Genomic DNA, 23,783 nt, shown 5'->3' on the forward strand with positions numbered 1-23,783 from the left:
ATAGAGTATGTCTTGTTTTGAATCCTCAAAATTTCTTAGAAATCCACAAGTAATGAATCAAGAAGTGCTTATGAAAGCCTGTGATAATTTAGGATGGAAATATGAAATAATAAATAACGAATTAGTTGTACTTAATGCCAATCAAAAAGAAAATTTAAGAGGCGAATACCTTTTAAAAGTTAAAGGTGATATGGTCAGCTACAACAATTATTACATCAAAAATGCTAAAGAATTTGTACTCGAATTACAAGATACTTTTTATGAATTAAACAGAATATATGCAAAAGAAACAATTCTAAAGGAGTTTGAAGCAGCAGGCTTTACATTCAAGAAAGATTATGATTTTATTGCTAATTCTGATGAAGTAGAACGTTTTTATATGGTGGGTTATTCTAAAATTGAAAATGAAGATGAAAAACGCACCGAAATTCAATTTACAATTTTAAATGATGGTACTGTAATAACAGATTCTAATTATATACCAGAAGATTTACATAAATTAGCAGATGAAGCAATGTCAAAAATTGATCATTCATTTGGTACAACAAGACGTGAAGGAATAGAAATTAAAAGAAAAGAAGTTCCAGAACGATATAAAACAAAATCATATTGTACAATCAATAATAAAATAATCGCTAAAAACTAATAACATGGACAATACATTTGAAGATATTAAAGATATGTTGAAAGCAAACTACCCTTTGCTTTATTTGACCACTTCTGAATATGGTCGTGTTATGCAAAAATTAAGAAGAATTGCTTTTGAATTAGATTATTCATTTTATTCTTGGGATAATGTTGATGGTTTACAAACACATTTAAAAACACAAAACAATAGACTTGAAAAAGTAGAAAGACACAAGGCGTATGGAGAAACTAAAGGCTATCAAGAACTTTTAGAATTCATAAAAAGAGATGCTGAGAGTACCGATAATAAGACCAAAGAAATTTATATTGTAGAAGACTTCCATAAATATTTTAGAGATGATAAAGTAATTGTTTACTTGCGTAAACTATCTTCCATATTAAAAGCGTATGACAAACATTTAATTCTACTTTCTCCTTTTCTAAAATTACCAGATGAGTTAGAAAAATATCTTACAATTGTCAATGTTCCACTGCCTGACAAGGATGATTTAAAAACTAGATTATCTACTATCATTTCAAATGAAAATGTAAATCCCGATTTAGAAAACTTTCTAATCGATTCTGCTTTAGGAATGACAGATATGGAAGCAGATTTAGCTTTTAGGTTAGCCAAAGAAAAAGTAGGATTAAATAGTAAAGAAGCAGCGAGAATTATAGCTAATGAAAAAGAACAGATAATTAAAAAAAGTGGAATTTTAGATTACTATCAAGTAAATGAGGAACTTGAAAAAAGTGTTGGAGGATTAAATAATCTAAAAAATTGGTTAAAACAAAGAAGTAAAGCTTTCGAAAGAAAAGCAAAAAACTTTGGTTTAAAAGAACCAAAAGGAATACTTCTATTAGGGGTTCCAGGTTGTGGTAAAAGTTTAACAGCTAAATGTGTGGCTACCGAGTGGAAACAACCATTATTAAGATTAGATATTGGAAAAGTATTTCAAGCTGAAGTTGGAAGTAGTGAGAACAATATACGTTTAGCAATTGCTACAGCAGAAGCTGTTGCTCCATGTGTTTTATGGATTGATGAAATTGAAAAAGGACTGAGTGTAGGCGGTGGTGAAAAAGATGGAGGAACTAATTCAAGAGTTTTTTCTACAATATTAACTTGGATGCAAGAAAAAACAAAACCTGTTTTTGTTGTGGCAACAGCAAACAATATAAGTGATTTACCACCTGAATTATTGAGAAAAGGACGTTTTGATGAAATTTTCTTTGTGGATCTACCGTCAAAAGAAGAAAGAAAAAATATCTTAAAAATACACTTAGATAAAAATGGTCAATCAAACATTACCGACTTTGATAATTTAGCAGATAAAACAAAACATTTTAATGGTGCTGAAATTGAAGAAGTTGTAAAAGAGGCTATGTTTCTTTCTTATATAGACAACCCAGAAAACCATCAAATTTCTATTATTCATTTAGAAAAAGCAATCGAACAAATTGTACCACTTGCACAAACAATGAAGAAAAAAATTGATGGATTAAGAGAATGGGCTTCAACTAGAGCTAGATTAGCAAGTGCTGAGAAAAATAATGAAAAATTTGAAGTCGCAGAAAGTGATTCTGAAAATTTAATAATTCAAACAAAACGAGAAAAAGAAGAAGATATTTTCTAATTTTCAAAAACATAGAACTATGAGTAAAGGTTTAGATACAGCATTCATTCACTACGGAATCCGTAAAGAAGATATGGATATCATTAAAAATCTAACAGAAGAACAAGGCTTAGATTTTGAATGGTTACAAGAAAATATATTAAAAGAATTCCACAATCTAAAAATCAATAACGAAGATATTGACAGCAAAAAGATTGAAAAAATCATCGAAAAGGCGTTAAACAAAATATAAGGATTATGCTAATTACCAGAATTATTGCCAAAAATTTTAAAACCTATCGCGAGCTCGATTTAGACTTAACGGTTAACGAAGAGCAGCCTATTATTTTAATTGGTGGTGAAAATGGTGGTGGTAAAACCACCTTGTTTCAAGCCATTTACTATGCCCTTTACGGTTTAAAAGTGAAAGACTTTGAACACTTCAACAAATTACAAAACGCTGGAGAAAGAGCAAAAAATGAAGGAAATAGTTCTAATAAAATCGAACTTGAAATTCACTTCACAGGTAAAGTGCTTCATAATGATTACAAATACATAATCAAGCGTTTATACACCATCAATGCACAAAACAGCCCAGTTGAAGCAGTAACACTAAATCTTAATGGCGATGTGTTTCAATATGGTACAGCAACGCCTCATGCAGAAAGAGTAAAAAAAGAAGCCGAAGTAAATAAAATCATCAAAGCCAATCTACCACAAGAATTGAGTAAATATTTCTTGTTTGATGCTATGGAAGCAGGTAATTTATTAAAAGACGAATACCTGAACAGAGTCATCAAAGAAAATATTGAAAACGTAATGGGGTTCAATAAATACATTCAATTAGGCAATGCAACTAATATTTTAACACAAGAATACATTGCACAAGGTATTGAAATTGAAGAAGAACGTAATCAATACAAAAATCTATTAGAAGAAAAGAAGAAAATTAAAGAATTAATAGTAGCAACCAACACGCATTACGAACGTGCGTTAAGCTATTCATTAAGTCAAAAGGAGTTCTATGAAAGTGCTAAAGAAGGTAAAAATCTACAAGCAAATATCAAAGAACAAATACAACTAGTAGAAAGAAAAATAGAAGACATTCTCAACAGAGAAACATTATTTATAGAACAATCAGAAAGATTCTTAAATGATATAGAAATTCAGGTATTTATACCTAAACTCATTTCCATCATTCAGAATGAAATCGAGTTAATTTTAGCTGAAAAAAGTCAAAAAAACAACAATGATTTTATTGAACCAGAGCATATTACTAAAATTTCAGAAAAAGTAATAGCATTCTTAAAAGAAAACAATTTAATAGAATCAGAACTAACAAACGAACAAAAAGGATTACTTAAAGAATACATCATAAAAAAATCAAATCAAGACAATACCAAAACCGATTATGATTTTATCGATAAAAATGATGTAACTAATTTGGAACAATTACTGGGTTGGTCTAGCATCAATCAATTTAACATAATAGAACAGCAAAAAGAAAGTTTGGAAAAAGAACTAGCTACTTTACCAAATTTAAAAATTCAGTTGTTAGATTTAAGAAAAAGTGATGTTGGCGGTGGTGATGAAATCATTCAAAGCTTCGAGGCAAACGAACTAAAAATAAAAGAGCACAAAGAAACTATCAAAGGCTACAAATCCGATATTGAAAAATTAGATACTAAAATCAAAAAATTCGACTTATCAGATGAAGAAGTTCCTAATCCAAAATTGGAATTGCTTAAAAAATTAGGACCATTATTTACAAAAGTATCAAACGCATTATTGGTTAACAAAAAGTCACGCATTGAAGAAGCCATGAAAAATGACTTAAATACAACATTAGTGGCTTATGAAAATCAAATTGATCGTGTAGAACTATCAGAAGATTTAAGTAATCTTTCATTCAAAATTTATCACAAAGCAGGTAATGAAATCTATTTAGAGGAATTAAATGCAGCATCTAAACAAATTATTATCCAGGTGCTTTTAAAATCTTTACATTATTTCGGAGATTATAATCCACCTGTAATGATTGATACAGTAATGGGATATTTAGATGAAAGTAGTAGAGCTTCTCTTCTAGAAAACTATTTCCCTAAGTTATCACATCAAACCATTTTGTTAAGTACCGATAGCGAAATAAGAAAACATATCGATTTAGAAAAAATTGAAAATTTTATTGCAAAAAAATTCACATTAGTTCGCGATAAAGAAAATCAATTAACAGAAGTAGTTGAAGGGTATTTCCCAAATTAATACTAGTAAGTTATGGCAGCAATAGAAACAGGTTTAAGACAAGCGGAAGCACTAAATTCAAAAATGAATGATTTGCGTGAACGTTTAGAAAAATATATAAATTTAAAACACTATACAGACAATCATAAAAACGTGACCCCTAAAGGTAATGCTAAATTGATGCGTATGTGTTTAATCGCAGGTTTGTCCGACACAGAAAAAAGAACAAAAGACGATTTGAACATGCAAATGTCTTCAAATAGTATTCACCCAACGCTATTTACAGTTCACAATTTAAACGGAATACTAGCATCATTAATTAAGTTAAGATACCACAATTTAGATATCAATTGGGAAGATAATATCTCAAAAAGTAAAGTGGTAAATGCTGAAATATTTAGAGGTTTTGACATTCTGATGAAAGGTAATACTTTACATGATTGGTTAAAAGTAAGCACTGCAGCGTCTATAAAAGCAGGTCAAATTCCATTCTTAAATTTAAATATCGGTAGTTATGATGGCGACATCAATGCCTATTTAGATATGAATAGTAAAAATGTAACCAATACACAAATTTTGGTAGCAGGTACTACAGGTTCTGGTAAATCAAATTTATTAGCAGTATTAATGAACGAAATGCGTTCACTATCTGTAGAAAGTAATTATCCAGTTAACTTCTTGTTCTTTGACTACAAAGGAGAGTTTTCCGACATGGCAAACAACGATTGGTTGCGTCATTTTGAAGTAGACCGTTCGGCTATTTTAGACCCAATGGTAGACCCTTTACCTTTTACACCTTTCAAAAATTTTGTAGGCAAAACACAAAATGAAATCAACCTATACTCAACAGAATTAGCCAATGCTTTGTTATCAATAGACAGAGCAACTATTAGTGCTAATATGAGTGAAAGACTGTCATCAGCAATAATTAATGCATATAAAGACACTAAAGGGAAACCTATCAATTTTACTCAAATAATCGAAAGTTATACAGAACTTCAACCCGAAAAAGACAGAGAAAAAACCGACAGTGTAAAAGCAGTTTTGAGTCAATTAGAACGTTCCAATTTGTTTTCAAACGAAGATCGTATCGACTTAATCGGTAACAGCTTCATTGTAAAAATGGATAAATTTCCAAACGATGGTCCAATTGGTAAAGCCATAGTATATTTCATAGTTTCTAAACTAAATGCTATATATGAAAACCTACCTGTACAGGCCAATGACAAAGAAAAAGTAGAACTACGCCACTTCACCATCATTGATGAAGCGCATTACATGTTAGGCTTTGATAACAAACCACTTCGCGATTTAATAGCTGTAGGTCGTAACAAAGGCATGAGTATCATACTTGCAACCCAAAACATGGATGCTTATAAAAGTAAATTCTTTGATTTCTACGCAAACGCCCAATATCCATTAATAATGAAACAACAATCCATCAATGATAGTGTACTAAAAGACATGTATGGAGTATCGGGAAGTGAATTAGTAGAAATAAAACAAGCCATTGCAGGCCTTCAAAAAGGAGAACTCATTATCAAAAACAACGATGCCATTCTAATGGGATTAGGTAAAAAATATAAGAAAATTAAAGTAAGACATTTGATATAATTCCATTCTCTATATTATTAAATTATAACTAAAAAAAAATATTATGCCACTAAGACCAATCAAACTAATTGGAGAGCAGAAAAGAGTTTTGTTTTTACAAGTAACTGAGCCTATTCAAATTAAGGGTGTTGCTGGTAGTGGTAAAACTACTGTTGCTCTTTACAGAGCTAAACATTTGATTGATACTCAATCAAACCTTTTTCAAGAGGCAAAAGTTGTAATTTTCACTTACAATAAAATATTAGTTAAATACATTAATGCTATTAAATCGTCTATATCAGGTGGATATAATGAGTATAATGATGAAATTAATCCTATAAAACCAATAGGTATTAATGGCGTTAGTGTCATTAATTTTGACAGATGGGCTTACCATTTTATAGAAGCAAATGGAATACCTTTATATGGTAAAACTGTTATGGGTTCTTCTCAAAAAAATTTAATCGCATCTGTAAAATCAAAATATTCTGTTCATAATATAACTAATAAAAATATTGATTTCTTCGTAGATGAAATTTCATGGATGAAAGGACAAGCATTTCAAAATAAAGAAGAATATCTTGATGCTAAAAGAACAGGTAGAGGAACTAGTGACAGGGTAACAAAAAACGATAAAGAAATTATTTGGAATATTTATTCTGATTATAATGACCAATTGATTAGCAAAGGATTAGTGGATTTTGAGGATTATGCTTTATTATGCCTTAAAATTATCAATTCAAAAATAAATTTTACCCCTCCTTTTTCTCATATAATTGTTGATGAAGCACAGGATCTTAGTAAGGCACAAATTTTAGTAATTACTAAATTAGTTTCGGAACAAACAAAAAGTTTGTCAATTATTGCCGATGCAGCACAAAGAATTTATAAAAGTGGATTCAATTGGAGTGAAGTTGGTTTAAATCTTAGAGGAGGAAGGACTATAGAGTTTAAAAAAAATTACAGAAACACTGTTTCCGTTATAAAAGCAGCACTTTCATTGTTATCGAATGAAAAAGACAAAACAGACTTTACTACTGTTGAAAGTGCCAGGCCAGGTGGTGATAAACCAAAAATTGCTTATTTTGAAAATTGGGAGAGACAATGTGAATTTTTAATAAATGAATTGAATGAACTTAAGAAAAATACTACCATAAATTCAACTGTAATTTTGCATCGTAACCACACAGGAATAAGAAGTATTAAAAATTATTTAGAGACTCATAGTTTTGAAGTACAAGAATTATTTGATCCTTCAAAAATAGATTTTGAAAGTGATAAGGTTAAACTTTGCACTTTATCATCGGTTAAAGGTCTAGAATTTGACAATGTATTTATAATAGATTTGAATGATAATGTAATTCCATATCCAGAGGGTTTTAATGACCCTGATGATGAATTTCACATTTCAACTGAAAGAAGACTTTTGTATACTTCAATGACAAGAACTAGAGAAAAACTATATCTTCTATCTAGTGGCAATCCATCTCGTTATTTGGCTGAAATAGATGAAAAATATCTTGATGTAGTTAATAGGATTTCCAATCAATCCAGTTTTCCTGACTATGATTTACCATTTTAAACTGTGAAATTATGGAATTAAAAAATAATCATATTGAATTTGAAAATGAAATAACTAAAAGAGGAATTGAATATTTAATTCACTTTACACCTAGTATAAATCTACTTAGCATATTCGAACAGGGTAAAATATTATCTAGGGCTTTGCTTGAACAATTCGATATCTATCAAACAGATATTTTTGACTACATCGAATTTACTGATGATTTTCGTTTCGATGATAAAAATTACATAAACCTTTCAATACAACATCCTAATTCATTTCTGTTTAGTAGATTCCAACAAAAAACATCTGAACATAATCATATAACCTGGTGTGTTTTGAAAATTAATCCTAAATATATTTATGAAAAAAACACACTGTTTTCTGTTACTAATGCAGCAAATAGTCATAACAAAAGAAATGTTGGAGTAACAGGTGATTTTGAAAAATTTAAAAAACTTTTCGATAATTCGATCAATGTTGTAACTTCTTATAATTCAAGAGTAATTACAAGAAATAACATAAGTGATAAATATCCAACTGATGAGCAAGCAGAAGTTTTGGTTAAAAATGAAATACCATTATCTGAAATAATCCAAGTCTGTTTTAAAAATATCAACGATTTAGCTTCTGCAAAAGCAGCTTTATCTGATTACAATACAAATAATTTTGTAGTAGACGCCAATTTATTCACTAATTCTAGAGTATAATGAAACCAGAAACAAAATATAAAGGAAGCATCAAATTATCAGCTATAGGAGATGCGCTAGGTTGGATTACTGAATTTGAAAAAAACACTTTATCACTAAAAGAAAAATTTGGTACTGAAAGAATAGATAAGTTTTATTCATGGAAAAAGTCTGTAGGTGGTAGATTTTATGGTTTTATTGACAATATCAATGCAGGTTCATATTCAGATGATACGCAATTACTTTTAGCTGTAGCTAGAAGTATAAAAAATGATGGAAGTTTAGATCATAATTATTTTGCCAAGATTGAGCTCCCTAATTGGTTAGATTATGCAAGAGGTGGTGGCAGAACAGTAAAAACAGCTGCTGATAAAATTTCTAGAAAATCTGTAAAATGGTACAATAACTTTTATAATTTCAAAGTAAATGGCATCAATTACGATTATAAAAATAGTGGAGCTAATGGTGCAGCAATGAGAGTTTTACCTATTGCTTTGGCAAATATAGGTGATGAAGAAAAAATTAAGGAAGAGATATTCTGTAATAGTATAATTACGCATGGTCATCCTAGAGCAATATTAGGAGCAATGCTTTATGGCTATGCAATAAATCAGATTATAATGTATAGACCTGAAGATTTTAATTGGGATAAATACATTACTCAAATTGGTACGGATTTTCAAAATAAATTCAAATTGTCATTCCTTGATAAAATCGAAATTAGAGAATGGCTAAAAGAATGGAATAAATCTAATGATAAGCCATTTCAAGAGGTGTATGAAGGAACATTAGTTGAAACTCAAAATCAGTTACGTTTTATTTTTCAGAGTATAAAACAAGATTTAACTGTTAAAGAAACACTATCAAAACTAGGCTGTTTCAACAATGAAACTAAAGGTTCTGGTATTGCTACAGTTGTTGCAGGTATTTACTTAGCTGCAAAATTCAAGGAAAAACCATTAGATGCAGTAATTGAGGCAGTAAATGCAATAGGTTCTGATACTGATAGCATTGCAGCTTTTGCAGGTGGTTTAATCGGTGGTTTACATGGTCAAAACATAATTCCTGAAAAATGGAAATTGGTTCAAGACAACGAATATTTAGAAAAAATAGCAGAAGATTTATTAGCAATTTCTGAGAATAGGTATGTAGAACAAAAAAAGACAGCTTATACAAATAATAAATTGTTAAATAATCCTTCAAATGATGACTTTAGAAATGAAGAAATAATTGAATTTATTCCTTTAGGAATTGGTAAAATAACAGCTATTGAGCGTCAACCAACTTTAACTAAAGGCAAATATAATTTACTAATTAATGCTCAATTTGAAAATGGTCAAAGTATTTTAGTATCTAAAATATTTAATAATAAGAATGAAGATATCAAAATAGAAATTACTAGCTTTAAAGATACACTTTTGAATTTAGCAAGTAATAAATTGAAACCAGAAGTAATTACATTATTGAAAAAGTATATAAATAAAAATGAAATTACAGATGATTTATATAATCTTTTATTAGAAATTATAAAAAATAATTAATAAATTATTGAATACAATAAAATTTATCAATAGATTATGATTGAATATTTTAATATAAAACTTATTCTGACTTATTTGTTGTTAAAAAATATTATTGATACTTAAAATAGAAAAAAGAATTTTGTGTGATACTCAATACAGTCCCGAAGTATACGTAGAAAAAACGTTCAAGGATTTAGTATTTATTAATTCGATCCTTCGACTAGTTCAGGACAGGCTTGCTCAGAGTAACAAGGTTCTACATATATGACTTATATTTTTTACTTAACTCCTACGTTTATTCAAACTTCTATCATACAACACGATACTACCCGCAACCGAAACATTTAGGCTTTTTTCGGTATTGAATTTGACTAAGCTGTGGCATTTTTCCATGGCTTTTTTGGTAAGTCCGTGGTCTTCGGCGCCTAATAAATACACGCAACGTTGTGGGTGGTGAAAAGTTTCTAAATCGGTAGCGGAATCGTCTAGCTCCACTCCTACTAATCTGGCTCCTTTAGGTAGGTTTTCGTAGAAGGCTTCAAAGGTATCGTAATGAAAATACGGTATTGCTTTTACTGCATTATGGGTGTCGCAAGCTTGTTTGGCGTATCGTTTTCCAATAGTAAAAATAAAACTGGCTCCAAAGTTTTGTGCGGAACGCCATAACATTCCTAGGTTTTCTGGGGTTTTACCGTTTTGTATGCCGATTCCGAAGAATTCGTTTATAAAGTTGTCGTTCATAGTGCGAAATTACGAAAAGTAATTTTTATTTTCTTTTGTCTTGATACAAACCTTTAGGTTCAACGAATTTAAATGGGCTTATACAACAAATTAAAAGAGACGCTTTGCAGCGTGACAAACGGTGTGGTTAGATTTTTTTATTATTTTTTTTTCTTTTGTCTTGATACAAACCTTTAGGTTCAACGAACACAAATAAAAAATATTAAATTGTGAGTTAAAAGAAACAAAAGATCAAGTCATTAGATATTAAAATAGTAAAAGCTTCTTTTATTTGTTTTTCTTTTGTCTTGATACAAAAGAAACAAAAGATCAAGTCTTAGAATCTTCAACGGTCAAATTATTCCTCGAATGCTAAAATAAAATAACTCGGCAAGCCTCAAACAGATTTTATTTTTACGCATTTTTCGTCGATTTGACGTCGTTTCCAGATTCTTAGGACGAGGTTTTCATAAGGGGAATTCGATTTACGATTTACGATTTACGATTTTGGATTTACACTTCGACTCCAGAAGTTTCGGGACAGAGTGACAAATGATATGAAATAGGATTGTGTGAGATGCTTGACAGTTCCGAAGCTTCGGGAGACAAATTGAACGTTCAACTTATGTGAACTATTTTAAGCGAAGCGACTCTATTTACAACGCTTAAAAAACTATGTGCCTATGTGGTTAGATTACTTTACTTCGACAAGCTCAGCACAGGCTATTCGTAATGACATGACTTATATGACTTATATGCTTTAAAAATTCCAAATTCCAAATTCCAAATTCCAACTTACACCATTCTCTGTAATTCCTTTTTGTTGGTGATGGAAATCTTTTTTCCTTGTAGGGTAATCCAGCCTTCTTTGTTGAATTCGGATAGTAATCGGATGCAGCTTTCTGTAGCGGTTCCTATCATACCGGCAATTTCTTCGCGCGATAATTGGAGTTTTAAACTTCCGTCTGGTAGTACGCCGAAATCGTTTTCTAATTTCAATAAGGTTTCTGCAAGGCGTTGTTTAACGGTTTTTTGAGCCAAATTTACCATTCCGTCATCGGCATCTTTTAAATCGCCACAAACCGAACGCATCATGTTTAAAGAAAACTGATTGTTCTCGTTGAAGAACTTTAAGATTTCTTGTTTGGGTATGAAACATACTTGCATGTCTTCTACCGCCACTGCACTTAAATTGGTAGTTTCGTCACTAATTAAGGAACGTTGCCCTAACAATTCGCCTTTTTTAACCAGTTTTACAATTTGGTCTTTTCCATTATCGCTTAACTTCGATAATTTACAAACTCCGGTTTTTATACAGTAAATGCCGTTTAATAAATCTCCTTCGTCAAAAATGGTTTCTCCTTTTTTAACGGTATAAGAAGATTTACAATCTGCCATTCTTAATAATTCTTCTTTATTAAGGGCTTTAAGAGCACTAAACTCTCTTACTATACATTGTTCGCATTTACTCATGGTTTACCGTATAAAAATGGTTGTGTTTGCAAAAATACGAATAGTATGATAATTATCATATTTTTCTTTTAGGCAAAATTTGACCTTTGTTGAAGGTAAAATGAGCATTATTATGGACAATAAAAATTGTTTTCATTGTGGTAAGGAATATACTGCAAAGGAAGAGATACAATTTGACGAAAAATCATTCTGTTGTGTAGGATGTCAGACAGTTTATGAGATTTTTAGTCGAAATGATTTAACGTGTTACTACGATTTTCAATCGGCTCCAGGAGCTACTCCGCAAGAAATTAAAGGTAAATATGATTTTTTAGATGATGAAAAAATTCTATCCAAATTATTGGAATTTCAAGAAAATAACACACATATTGTTTCCTTATACATACCACATATTCACTGTAGTTCGTGTATTTGGATTTTGGAAAATTTACAAAAGCTTCAAAAAGGTATCAGTACCTCGCAAGTAAATTTTACGCAAAAGAAAGTTAGAATTACGTACAATTCGGAGATTACTTCGCTAAAGGAAATTGTATATCTAATTTCTTCTATTGGTTATGAGCCTTACATTAGTTTAGAAAACTATGAAACGGGTAAAAAAGTAGTCGACAGAAGTTTAATTTATAAACTAGGTATTGCCTTTTTCTGTTTTGGAAACATTATGTTATTATCGTTTCCCGAATATTTTGAAGTGGATGAATTTTGGATAGAGAAATACAAGCCGTTCTTCCGTTGGCTGATTTTCTTCTTATCGTTACCTTCTTTTTTCTACTCGGCTAGTGGTTATTATGTTTCAGCTTATAAAAGCATCAAATCGAAAATGCTAAACATTGATATTCCTATTGCTTTAGGGATTATTGTAATGTTTGTACGAAGTGTGATTGATATAGTTTTCGATTTCGGACAAGGCTTTTTTGATAGTTTAACGGGATTGGTGTTTTTTATGTTGCTTGGAAAGTTATTCCAACAAAAAACGTATGATTTCTTGTCTTTTGAACGCGATTATAAGTCGTATTTCCCTATTGCAGTGACTAAAATTAATCCGAACGGACAAGAAGAACCGTGTCAGATTTATAAGATTGAAAAAGGCGACCGATTACTGATTAGAAACCAAGAATTAATTCCGGTTGATGGTATTCTGATTTCGCCAAAAACGTCGTTAGATTATAGTTTCGTAACGGGTGAAGCGGTTCCTATTGAAAAAAAATCGGGCGATAAGGTCTTTGCCGGAGGAAAACAAATAGGTGGTGTCATAGAAATGGAAGTATTGTTTTCGGTTTCTCAAAGTTACTTAACGCAATTGTGGAGTAATGATGTTTTTCAGAAGAAAGTAGATCAAAAACATAAATCGATTACCGATATGATGAGTCAGTACTTCACTCCTGCTCTATTATTATTGGCTTTTGGCTCGCTTATTTTCTGGTTGTTTATTAATGCGTATATGGCTTTTAATGTATTTACGGCAGTATTAATTGTGGCTTGTCCGTGTGCGTTAGCCTTAACTGCTCCTTTTACGTTAGGAAATGTGTTGCGTATTATGGGAAATAATAAATTGTATTTGAAAAATGCCCAGGTTATTGAGCAAATGGCAAAAGTAGATACGATTGTTTTTGATAAAACGGGTACGATTACTTCTTCTTTAAAATCGAATATTGAATTTATTGGTGATGATTTGTTAGATGATGAGGTGATGAGAATTAAAAGCATCATCCGAAACTCTAATCACCCTTTGAGCAGAAAACTTTATGATTTTTTACCGGAATCTTCCTTAACCGAAGTATTTCATTACGAAGAGATCATTGGTAAAGGAATGATTGCTACAATTGGTAAGGATACTTTTAAAATTGGTTCGTTAGCGTTATTGGATAAACCTGAAGGTTCTGAAGAAAACAAAACGACTAAGGTACATGTTGAAATGAATTCGGTTTATAAAGGATATTTTGAATTTAATCATCAATACCGTGAAGGATTGCATGAATTGTTTCAGCAGCTGCATTCGAATCAATATGAAACAATAATCCTTTCGGGTGATAATGATGGGGAAAAAGAATATTTGAAAAGCATTTTGCCTAAAAACACAAACTTAATTTTTAATCAGAAACCCGAACAAAAGCTTCAATTTATTGAACGTTTACAGAAACAAGGTAAAAATGTAATGATGGTGGGCGATGGTTTAAATGATGCTGGAGCTTTGGCGCAAAGTAATATTGGTATTGCCATTTCTGAAAATGTAAATGTGTTTTCGCCTGCGTGTGATGGGATTATGGATGCTACTCAATTTCAAAAGCTGTTTCATTTCATTCACTACTCGAAAAATGCGATGAAAATTATTTACATGAGTTTTGGATTATCCTTATTGTATAACGCAGTTGGATTGGCTTTTGCTTTAACGGGTAAGCTTTCTCCTCTATTTGCTGCGATTATTATGCCGATGAGTGCCATTACGATTGTGAGTTTTGTTACTGTTTTGAGTAAGGTTTATGGGAAGAAGGTTAGGATTTAGGTGCTGAGGGTTTGTTGTTTTGGTTTATTGTTAATTGTTGGTGGTTGATTGTTGGTGGTTGATTGTTATGTGTCATAATTAAAAAATCATAATCGTAAAACACCCCTAAAGTCCCCTCAAGGGGACAATCCATCTAAGTGAATTTTGTATAAATAAGAAAAATTCTATTTTAAAATGAAAGTTGATAGTTGGTATTGTCCCCTTGAGGGGACTTTAGGGGTGTAAAAAAAGTGTTGAGATGTAGTTCTCGATACATTCCAATTCATGCTTCATTGGAACACTCGAACTGACGAATAATAATTAAATCTCAAATCAAAAATCGTAAATCGTAAATAAAAATCCAATACATGACAAATGTCATATTTATTCCAACAGCACTAATCTAATTTTGTTTAAAACTTATAGAGGTATGGGTATTATCTATTTTCTTATAACCATTAGCATATTAATTGCCATTGTGTTTCTAATCACATTTATTTTGGCGGTAAAAAACGGACAGTTTGATGACGATTATACGCCATCAGTACGTATGCTATTCGACGATGAATTAAAAAAAACTAAATCAAATCTAAATAAATAATCAATAATTATGGAAATGCAACAATTTCGTTATGATAATAAAATCGTTCGTAATTTTATTTATGCCTCACTGCTGTTTGGAGTGGTAGGAATGTTGGTAGGATTACTGGTAGCGTTCTTTTATCTTTTTCCAAATTTAACTGACGGAATTTCGTGGTTAAGTTATGGAAGACTTAGACCTTTACACACAAATGCTGTAATTTTTGCTTTCGTTGGAAATGCCGTTTTTGCAGGTGTGTACTATTCGTTACAACGTTTACTTAAAGCCAGAATGTATAGCGACTTTTTAAGTCAGGTTAACTTCTGGGGATGGCAACTTATTATTGTGGGTGCTGCCATTACTTTACCAATGGGTATTACAACTTCTAAAGAATACGCCGAATTAGAATGGCCTTTTGATATTGCAATTGCCTTAATTTGGGTAGCTTTTGGTATCAACATGATTGGAACCATTATTAAACGAAGAGAACGTCATATTTATGTGGCTATTTGGTTTTACATTGCGACATTCGTTGCTGTTGCTTTATTACATATTGTAAATAGTATTGCTATTCCGGTTTCTTTAACTAAATCTTATGCGGTATATGCTGGAGTTCAAGATGCTTTAGTGCAATGGTGGTACGGACATAATGCTGTTGCGTTTTTCTTAACGACTCCTTTCTTAGGATTGATGTATTATTTCTTACCAAAAGCTGCTAATCGCCCGGTTTATTCTTATAGATTATCTATCATTCACTTTTGGTCGTTAATTTTCTTATACATCTGGGCTGGACCTCATCACTTATTATACTCAACTTTACCCGATTGGGCTCAAAACTTAGGTGTTGTTTTCTCAATCATGCTTATTGCGCCATCTTGGGGAGGTATGATTAATGGATTATTAACATTAAGAGGTGCTTGGGATAAAGTAAGAACCGATGCGGTTTTAAAATTCTTCGTAGTTGGTGTTACCGGTTATGGTATGGCCACTTTTGAAGGTCCGATGTTATCATTTAAAAACGTAAATGCTATTGCGCACTTTACTGATTGGATTGTAGCTCACGTTCACGTTGGAGCTTTAGCTTGGAATGGTTTTATGACATTCGGTATGATTTATTGGATTATCCCAAGAATTACGAAAACACAATTATATTCTCAAAAATTAGCCAACTTCCATTTCTGGATTGGAACATTAGGTATCATTTTATATGCTTTACCAATGTATGTTGCTGGATTTGTTCAATCGTTAATGTGGAAACAATTTAACGAAGATGGAACGTTGGTGTACGGACAATTTATGGACACTGTTGTTGAAATTATGCCAATGTATGCGATGCGTTCTATTGGAGGTGTTTTATACTTAACAGGAGTTTTAGTTGGTGTGTATAATGTTATTAAAACCGTAAAAGCAGGTTCTGCAGTAACCGATGAAGAAGCTGAAGCGGCTGCATTGCCATCAATTGCTTCTAGCCGATTAAGAAATGAAAAAGTTCACGCTTGGTTAGAACGTAAACCAGTTCAATTCACCATTTTAACAGTAGTAGCGGTTTCTATTGGAGGATTAATTCAAATTGTACCGATGTTAATTGTAAAATCGAATATTGCCACAATTACAAGCGTAAAACCGTATACACCATTAGAATTAGAAGGAAGAGATTTATACATCCGTGAAGGTTGTAACAACTGTCACTCGCAAATGGTTCGTCCGTTTAGAAGTGAGGTAAAACGTTACGGTGAATATTCTAAATCGGGTGAATATGTATATGATCATCCACATTTATGGGGTTCTAAAAGAACTGGACCCGATTTAATGAGAGTTGGTGGTAAATATCCTCACAGTTGGCACTTTAGTCACATGTGGAATCCACAAGCAACTACAACAGGTTCTATTATGCCTGCGTATAAATGGATGTTTGATAATAAGAAAATGAAACACGACGACATTCAGAAAAAAATGGCGGTTATGAAAAACTTAGGAGTTCCATATACCGACAAAGATATTGCGACTGCTTTTGAAAGCATTGAAAAACAATCTATTGATATTGAAAAAGGATTAGAAACAGATCCGAATTTCTCTAAATCGTATGCCGCAAGTAAAGAAAAAGCAAAACTAACAGGTGAGAAATTTGTTCAAATGAGAGATCGTGAAATTGTAGCCTTAATTGCTTACTTACAACGTTTAGGAACAGATATTAAAGTTAAAAAATAAGCATATGTTAAAGTTCATCAAACACAATTTGGAAAGTATAAACGGAGTAGAAATATTTCCAATTATATCTCTAGTTCTATTCTTTACCATTTTTATTTCTTACATGGTTTACGCTTTGACGTATAGTAAAGAAAAAGTAAAATTTATGAGTGAATTACCCTTTAACGAAAACTAAATTTTTAAGATTATGAGAAAATATATTCCAGTTTATATTAGATTTCCTTTTTTCTATTTACTCGTATTTGCATTAACAGAATATTTTATTGATTCTGGAGATCGTCCAGCGTTTTTAAAATACCCTGTAATTCCTATCGTACATTTGATTTTGATATTCATTTTCATTGCTATTGAACTTATTTTAAATGCGGTTGATAAAGTTACTTACGAATTATTAACGGATGAGGCTAAAAAAGAATTCGATATTGAATATGAAAAACCTTTCATGCAATCGGCTTTCTACAAAAAATGGATGCACAAAATTTCCGATTTGAAACCAATTGAAGAAGAAAAAAATATTGAATTAGATCATGAATATGATGGTATTAAAGAATTAGACAACGGTTTACCACCATGGTTCTCAGGATTGTTTTATGCTACTATCCTATTTGCTTTAGTGTATTTAGTACGTTTCCATGTTGTGGGTGATTATACTCAAGCGGAAGAATACGTAATTGAAAATACTATTGCAGAGAAAAAAGTAGAAGAATACAATAAAACGGCACCAGATTTAATGAATGTAGATAAAGTAACTCAACTTACTGATGCTGCAGCTGTTGCACAAGGAAAAGCTATTTTTGAAACCAACTGTGTATTGTGTCATAAAGCTGATGGTGGTGGTGCTATTGGTCCGAACTTAACCGATGACAATTGGATTAATGGTGGTGGAATTAAAAACTTGTTTACTACTATTTCTGAAGGTGGTCGTCCTGGAAAAGGAATGGTTGCTTGGAAAGAAAGCTTAAAGCCAACAGAAATTCAGAAAGTAGCGAGTTATGTTATGTCGTTACACGGAACAAAGCCTGCTGGCGGAAAAGCTCCTGAAGGTGAAGTATGGACAGAAGCTGGAAGTGATAAACCTGCAGCTGAAAAGCCTGAATTAATAGCTGAAAAATAAAAACAATTGGAATGTGAAAACATTCTGAAATATACATCCAACACAACTAAATAAAAGATGATGTCGAATATTGAAGAGGAAAGTTTTAGAGACAGAATTGGAACTATTAACGAAAAAGGGAAAAGGAAATTTATTTTTCCTAAAAAGCCACAAGGTAAATTTTACAACAGAAGAAAATTACTGAGTTACGTTTTGTTAGCCTTTTTATTATCGAGCCCGTTTATAAAAATTAATGGCAATCAGTTCTTATTATTTAATGTTTTAGACAGAAGATTCAATATTTTCGGGATGCCTTTTTGGCCACAAGACTTTTATTTAGTTGTTGTGTTAATGATCATTGGCGTTGTAGGTTTAACGCTATTTACAGTCGCCTTTGGTCGTGTGTTTTGTGGATGGTTTTGTCCGCAAACAATATTTATGGAAATGGTTTTTCGCCGCATTGAATATTGGATTGATGGCGACAGAGGTGCTCAAATTAAATTGGAAAACCAGGAATGGAATGCTGAAAAAATTAGAAAGCGTGGCTTTAAATGGTTTGTGTTTTTTGTCATTTCGTTTGGTATTGCAAATGTGTTTTTAGCCTATTTAGTAGGAAGTGATACGTTGTTTGCAATGGTTAAAGAAGGTCCTTTGAGTAATGTAAAAACCTTAGTGGTATTAATCATTTTTACGTTCATCTTTTACTTTGTATTTACCTGGTTTAGAGAACAAGTATGCATTATTGCTTGTCCGTACGGAAGATTACAAGGCGTTTTATTGGATAATAAATCTATTGTTGTTGCCTATGATTATGTTCGTGGTGAAGGTGAAAACGGTAGAGCTAAATTCAAAAAAAATGAAGATCGAAACACTTTAAAATTTGGAGATTGTATCGATTGTCATCAATGTGTGAATGTTTGTCCGACTGGAATTGACATCCGTAATGGTACGCAATTAGAATGTACGAATTGCACCGCTTGTATGGATGAATGTGACTTGATGATGGAAAAGGTGAATTTACAAAAAGGGTTAATTCGCTTTGCTAGTGAAGTTGAAATTTCTAAGAAAGAAAAGTTCAAACTTACCACAAGAATGAAAGGTTATATTGCGGTATTAGCGATTCTTTCAACCATTATGGTTTCGATGATTGTTTTACGAACAGAAGTAGATACTAAGATTTTACGATTATCAGGACAATTATATGAGGAAAAAGGTTCAAACATTAGTAATGTGTACACGTATCGAATCATTAATAAAACCAATGACAACTTAAAAAACATCACTTTTAAGATTACCAATCCGAAACAAGGAAAATTGAAATTGGTAGGAAATTCAACGCTTCATGTAAATAAAGCAAGTGCTACAACAGGTACTTTGTTTGTGGAAATTCCGACCGTTTTATTAGAAACCGATAATACCAAAATTAATATAGAAGTACATCAAGGAAATAAAGTGATTCAAACCATAACCACTAATTTTCTTGGTCCGAGAACGTTTAATTAAAAAATTCATATTATGAAAATAAATTGGGGTACAGGAATAATCATTGGCTTTGGAAGCTTTATGGTCTTTATATTATCATTTGTGTTTTTAGTGCAGTCTAATTCAAAATACGATAACGAATTAGTGGCAGATGATTACTACAAACAAGAAAGTGTAGTGCAACAAGAAATTGAGAGTCAACAACTTTCTAATGCTTTAAAAACAAAATTAAAAATTGAAAAAACGAAAGATGGATTGCAAATAGTTTTTCCGTCTGATATTGATTATCAAAAAATAAAAGGAACTATTTCCCTATACAGACCGTCTAATCAAAAATTGGATTTTGAAACAAAGATTACTCTTTCAAGTCCAATAATGCTCATACCTAATCATAAATTGGTTGGCGGTCTATGGGAAGTATCTGTTGATTGGAAGGTTGATGAATTGTCTTATTTAAATAAAGAAACGGTTTATTTTTGATTTACGAGTTACGATTTGGGATTTACGAATTGTAAATTACGAGTTACGATTTACGAGTTACAATTTGGGAATTACGAATTGAGATTTACGAATTGGTCCTTCGACTCCCGAAGTTTCGGGAAAGGGTGACAAATTAGATTTTATGATAAACCATTCACTTTTCACTAATTACTAATTACTAAAAAAATGCTTTATTCTGCTCTAATATTCGGATTTATAAGTAGTTTGCACTGCATAGGTATGTGTGGTCCGATTGCTTTAATGATTCCTGTAGATCGAAATAATGTTTTACAAAAATGGTTACAAATTAGCACCTATCAAATTGGAAGAGTTACAGCTTATACTTCTTTAGGTTTACTTTTCGGAATGTTAGGTGCTGGTTTTTTCCTGGCTGGTTTTCAGCAGCAATTATCTATTATTGTTGGAGTTTTAATGATTTTAGTTGCCATTATTCCTGAAAAAAAATTGGCTCAATACAACTTTTCAAAACCTATTTATCATTTAATTAGTGGGGTTAAAACCCAATTAGGCTTACAATTTAAAAAGAAGAGTTATAAATCGTTGTTTTTAATTGGCTTATTTAACGGCTATTTGCCATGCGGAATGGTGTATGTAGCACTATTTGGTGCTATGGCCATGAATAATGTATTTATGGGAAGTTTATACATGACTTTATTCGGATTAGGAACCATTCCTTTAATGATGGTTTTAGTGAACTTCTTGAAAACCACTCAGTTTTCATATTATTCTAAATTTCAAAAAATAATTCCAATACTGATCATTTGTATTGGAATTCTATTTATTCTTAGAGGATTTGGGTTAAATATCCCTTATATCTCTCCTAGTATCATGCATTTACATATTCAACCTGAAGTTAATTGTCATTAGTTTTTTTAGTGGCAGAGTTACTGAGTTACTGAGTTACTGAGTTACTGAGTAGCAAAGTGGCAAAGTGGCAAAGTGGCAGAGTTACAGAGTAGCAGAGTTACAGAGTGGCAGAGTTACAGAGTTGCAGAGTAGCAAAGTGGAATTTCTTATATCTTTTTCTCCATAAAACTATGGCTCTTTGAATCTTTGAATCATTGTCCCTTTGTCTCTATGAAACTTAACCTACTTACCTCTTTGAAACTTTGAAACTTCATCTTTGAAACTTTGTCCCTTTGTCTCTTTGAAACTTTCTCCCTTTGTCCCTTTGTCTCTTTGAAACTTTATCTCCTACCCTCTTTGAATCTTTGAAACTTTGTCTCTTTGAAACTTAATCTCTTTAAAACTTTGAAACTTCAATTCTAATTTTATATCGTCATTGAAAACAATTCTGTTTGTGGTGCTTTTCTACGTAATCGTAAATCAAAAGCCATACAAATGTTTCTAACAAATGCTTTTCCTAAATCGGTGACTTTAATAGAATCATCTTCAATTATTAATAAACCATCTTGTTCCATTTCTTCTAAGTTTTCTAAAACTCCATAAATATCTGGGAAAAACAAAGCTTCCTCTTTCCATGATGTTTCAAAATGGCACATTAAATTCAAAATATGTTTTCTGATAATTAAATCTTCTTGAGATAAATGATGTCCTCTAAAAACGGGTAATTTATTTGCTTCAATTTTTGTGTAATAATCTTCTAATGATTTTTCGTTTTGAGCAAAACTATTCCAACTGTCGCTTATAGAAGAAACTCCCAATCCGATCATCACCTCTGTTTTAGAAGCTGTATAACCCATAAAATTTCGATGCAGATTCTTGTTTTCAAAAGCTTGATACATTTCGTCTGTTGGCAAGGCAAAATGGTCCATTCCGATTTCTAAATAGCCAATTTCTAAAAGCATTTTCTTTCCAATTTCATATAATTGTCGTTTGGCATCACTTTGCGGAATGTCTTCGTCTTTAAATCCTCTTTGTCCGTTTCCTTTTAGCCAAGGCACATGAGCATAACTATAGAAAGAAATTCTGTCGGGCATTAACGATTTGGTTTTTAAAATTGTATCTACCACATCTTTTAAATTCTGAAAAGGTAATCCGTAAATTAAATCGTGACCAATAGACGTGTACCCTATTTCCTTGGCCCAAAGCGTAACTTTTGCTACATTTTGGAATGGTTGTACGCGATGGATAGCTTGTTGTACGGTTGGACTATAATCTTGTACTCCGAAACTTACCCTTCTGAATCCTAAATTGTATAATGTTTGTAAGTGTTCTTTAGTAGTATTATTAGGATGACCTTCAAAACTAAAAATGTAATCATCTGCTTTGTTAGCCGTTTCGAAAATTCCATTCATCAACAACGTTAAATTTTCTGTAGAAAAGAAAGTTGGCGTTCCACCACCTAAATGAATTTCTTTGATGTTTGGCTTTCTTGAAAACAAATCGCAATACATACGCCATTCTTTGATAACCGCTTTAATGTAAGGTGATTCTACTTCATGTCGTTTCGTAATTCGTTTGTTACAGCCACAAAAAGTGCATAAACTTTCGCAAAAAGGTAAATGAATGTATAAACTTATTCCTTCAGTATGATTCGAAATTTTGAAGGTTTCTTTTAAATTTTGAATCCATTGTTGTTCCGTAAAAGCATCTTCTTCCCAAAAAGGAACAGTTGGATAACTTGTGTATCTCGGACCAGGAACGTTATATTTTTGAATAAGTGACAGCATAACTTTTAGAATTTACTCCAAAAGTAGCCGTTATGCAGGGTTTAAATTATGACATTTGTCATACTTACCAATTATCTACTAATAAAATTTTCCGTCAACGTAATACCAATGCTCTTGAAATTTGATAAAAGTCGACTTTTCATGATGTTCTTGTGGTTTACCTAATTGATCGAAATAAAACGCTTTGAATTCAACTGTATTTTCAGCTACATGAATGATTTCTAATTTGACCCAAGTGTTTTGCTTAGACCAAGCTAAAATATCAGATTTATTAGCGTATTTTCTTTGAGAAACGTGAGTAGTATTGTATAAATATTCTGCATCGCCAATAGTGTATGCAGTATATCGAGATCGCATTAATTTTTCGGCTGTTGGTGCATTTCCTTCTAAAATAAAAGGCAAACAACATTTATCCATTTCATTTTCACTGCCACAAGGGCAAAGTTTATTGTTGCTCATTTTTCATTTTATTTTGTAAATGCTTTAATAACATTTGATATTTACTCAGTTCAATTAATTCATTGTTGTCTGAAGTTAAATCGATTAAATCTTCAATTTCATCATTTACTTCTGATAATAAAATTGAGGCTTTTACATTGTTTTTGGCTACAATACAATCGATTATTGCTTGAATTTTGGGTTTTAGGTTTGTTATTGGTGTGTTGTTCATTGGATTCTTTTTTATTCTTCAATTAATGAAGCTCTTTTGAGGTACCAAGTTACTATCTTTTCTTTTGTCTTGATACAAAAGAAACAAAAAATCA

21 protein-coding genes are annotated in these 23,783 nt (G+C 31.6%); 16 read left to right on the top strand and 5 right to left on the bottom strand.

Translation table 11 applies throughout. The annotated features are described in order from the left end of the window. The first annotated feature begins 7 nt into the window (after nucleotides 1-7). From BMY86_RS09770 to BMY86_RS09805, 8 genes are read left to right on the top strand one after another with little or no spacing between them, the layout of a single operon-like run. Nucleotides 8-646 carry a hypothetical protein gene (locus tag BMY86_RS09770; protein WP_091468384.1) on the top strand — a complete coding sequence of 213 codons (639 nt, stop codon included), beginning with the start codon at nucleotides 8-10 and terminating at the stop codon, nucleotides 644-646. 4 nt (nucleotides 647-650) lie between these two features. Beyond that, a complete protein-coding gene (locus BMY86_RS09775) occupies nucleotides 651-2,261 on the top strand; it encodes an AAA family ATPase (protein WP_091468387.1) in 1,611 nt (536 codons plus the stop codon). A gap of 19 nt (nucleotides 2,262-2,280) precedes the next feature. Further along, nucleotides 2,281-2,493 (top strand): DNA modification system-associated small protein, encoded by a 213-nt coding sequence (locus tag BMY86_RS09780; RefSeq protein ID WP_091468391.1) that lies wholly within the window; start codon nucleotides 2,281-2,283, stop codon nucleotides 2,491-2,493. A 5-nt stretch (nucleotides 2,494-2,498) separates the two neighbouring features. Continuing rightward, on the top strand, nucleotides 2,499-4,502 hold the full coding sequence (locus BMY86_RS09785) for an AAA family ATPase (RefSeq protein WP_091468395.1): 2,004 nt from the start codon (nucleotides 2,499-2,501) through the stop codon (nucleotides 4,500-4,502). Between the two features lie 12 nt (nucleotides 4,503-4,514). Further along, nucleotides 4,515-6,095, top strand: a complete 1,581-nt coding sequence (locus BMY86_RS09790; protein ID WP_091468398.1) for an ATP-binding protein — start codon at nucleotides 4,515-4,517, stop codon at nucleotides 6,093-6,095. A 43-nt stretch (nucleotides 6,096-6,138) separates the two neighbouring features. Then, a complete protein-coding gene (locus BMY86_RS09795) occupies nucleotides 6,139-7,656 on the top strand; it encodes a 3'-5' exonuclease (RefSeq protein WP_091468402.1) in 1,518 nt (505 codons plus the stop codon). Nucleotides 7,657-7,667: 11 nt separating this feature from the next. Further along, the gene (locus BMY86_RS09800; protein WP_091468405.1) at nucleotides 7,668-8,348 is read left to right on the top strand and encodes a DarT ssDNA thymidine ADP-ribosyltransferase family protein; all 681 of its coding nucleotides are present in this window, start codon (nucleotides 7,668-7,670) and stop codon (nucleotides 8,346-8,348) included. Further along, nucleotides 8,348-9,868, top strand: coding sequence for an ADP-ribosylglycohydrolase family protein (locus BMY86_RS09805; protein WP_091468408.1), 1,521 nt, complete (start codon nucleotides 8,348-8,350; stop codon nucleotides 9,866-9,868). The genes BMY86_RS09800 and BMY86_RS09805 overlap by 1 nt, the downstream gene beginning before the upstream one ends. A gap of 264 nt (nucleotides 9,869-10,132) precedes the next feature. Here the strand turns inward: BMY86_RS09805 and BMY86_RS09810 are convergent, their stop codons facing one another. After that, a complete protein-coding gene (locus BMY86_RS09810) occupies nucleotides 10,133-10,591 on the bottom strand; it encodes an RNA methyltransferase (protein ID WP_091468411.1) in 459 nt (152 codons plus the stop codon). A 774-nt stretch (nucleotides 10,592-11,365) separates the two neighbouring features. Then, nucleotides 11,366-12,043, bottom strand: a complete 678-nt coding sequence (locus BMY86_RS09815) for a Crp/Fnr family transcriptional regulator (RefSeq protein ID WP_091468414.1) — start codon at nucleotides 12,041-12,043, stop codon at nucleotides 11,366-11,368. Between the two features lie 112 nt (nucleotides 12,044-12,155). Between BMY86_RS09815 and BMY86_RS09820 the strand changes: the two genes are divergently transcribed. The 8 genes from BMY86_RS09820 to BMY86_RS09855 all read left to right on the top strand — a co-directional run bounded on the left by BMY86_RS09820 (nucleotide 12,156) and on the right by BMY86_RS09855 (nucleotide 21,253). After that, nucleotides 12,156-14,543: a heavy metal translocating P-type ATPase gene (locus tag BMY86_RS09820; RefSeq protein WP_091468417.1), complete on the top strand. Its 2,388-nt coding sequence runs from the start codon at nucleotides 12,156-12,158 to the stop codon at nucleotides 14,541-14,543. Between the two features lie 409 nt (nucleotides 14,544-14,952). Continuing rightward, complete coding sequence (gene ccoS / locus BMY86_RS09825) at nucleotides 14,953-15,123, top strand: cbb3-type cytochrome oxidase assembly protein CcoS (protein ID WP_091468421.1); 171 nt, start codon at nucleotides 14,953-14,955, stop codon at nucleotides 15,121-15,123. A gap of 9 nt (nucleotides 15,124-15,132) precedes the next feature. Continuing rightward, on the top strand, nucleotides 15,133-17,310 hold the full coding sequence (gene ccoN / locus BMY86_RS09830) for a cytochrome-c oxidase, cbb3-type subunit I (protein WP_091468424.1): 2,178 nt from the start codon (nucleotides 15,133-15,135) through the stop codon (nucleotides 17,308-17,310). A gap of 4 nt (nucleotides 17,311-17,314) precedes the next feature. Continuing rightward, nucleotides 17,315-17,485, top strand: a complete 171-nt coding sequence (locus tag BMY86_RS09835; protein WP_091468427.1) for a CcoQ/FixQ family Cbb3-type cytochrome c oxidase assembly chaperone — start codon at nucleotides 17,315-17,317, stop codon at nucleotides 17,483-17,485. Nucleotides 17,486-17,497: 12 nt separating this feature from the next. Further along, nucleotides 17,498-18,424 (top strand): cbb3-type cytochrome c oxidase N-terminal domain-containing protein, encoded by a 927-nt coding sequence (locus BMY86_RS09840; RefSeq protein WP_091468429.1) that lies wholly within the window; start codon nucleotides 17,498-17,500, stop codon nucleotides 18,422-18,424. A 60-nt stretch (nucleotides 18,425-18,484) separates the two neighbouring features. Continuing rightward, nucleotides 18,485-19,906 (top strand): cytochrome c oxidase accessory protein CcoG, encoded by a 1,422-nt coding sequence (gene ccoG, locus BMY86_RS09845; RefSeq protein WP_091468432.1) that lies wholly within the window; start codon nucleotides 18,485-18,487, stop codon nucleotides 19,904-19,906. A gap of 12 nt (nucleotides 19,907-19,918) precedes the next feature. Further along, on the top strand, nucleotides 19,919-20,365 hold the full coding sequence (locus tag BMY86_RS09850; protein ID WP_091468435.1) for a FixH family protein: 447 nt from the start codon (nucleotides 19,919-19,921) through the stop codon (nucleotides 20,363-20,365). A 186-nt stretch (nucleotides 20,366-20,551) separates the two neighbouring features. Next, a complete protein-coding gene (locus BMY86_RS09855) occupies nucleotides 20,552-21,253 on the top strand; it encodes a sulfite exporter TauE/SafE family protein (protein WP_091468438.1) in 702 nt (233 codons plus the stop codon). Between the two features lie 404 nt (nucleotides 21,254-21,657). On the opposite strand, the gene hemN is transcribed toward BMY86_RS09855, so the two are convergent. The 3 genes from hemN to BMY86_RS09870 form a co-directional block, all read right to left on the bottom strand. Then, a complete protein-coding gene (gene hemN, locus BMY86_RS09860) occupies nucleotides 21,658-23,019 on the bottom strand; it encodes an oxygen-independent coproporphyrinogen III oxidase (protein WP_091468440.1) in 1,362 nt (453 codons plus the stop codon). Nucleotides 23,020-23,097: 78 nt separating this feature from the next. Then, on the bottom strand, nucleotides 23,098-23,478 hold the full coding sequence (locus BMY86_RS09865; RefSeq protein WP_177177163.1) for a YchJ family protein: 381 nt from the start codon (nucleotides 23,476-23,478) through the stop codon (nucleotides 23,098-23,100). Next, nucleotides 23,465-23,689, bottom strand: coding sequence for a hypothetical protein (locus BMY86_RS09870; RefSeq protein WP_091468446.1), 225 nt, complete (start codon nucleotides 23,687-23,689; stop codon nucleotides 23,465-23,467). The genes BMY86_RS09865 and BMY86_RS09870 overlap by 14 nt, the downstream gene beginning before the upstream one ends. Nucleotides 23,690-23,783: the final 94 nt, after the last annotated feature.

It is taken from the genome of Flavobacterium urocaniciphilum, assembly GCF_900110615.1.
GTDB lineage: Bacteria > Bacteroidota > Bacteroidia > Flavobacteriales > Flavobacteriaceae > Flavobacterium > Flavobacterium urocaniciphilum.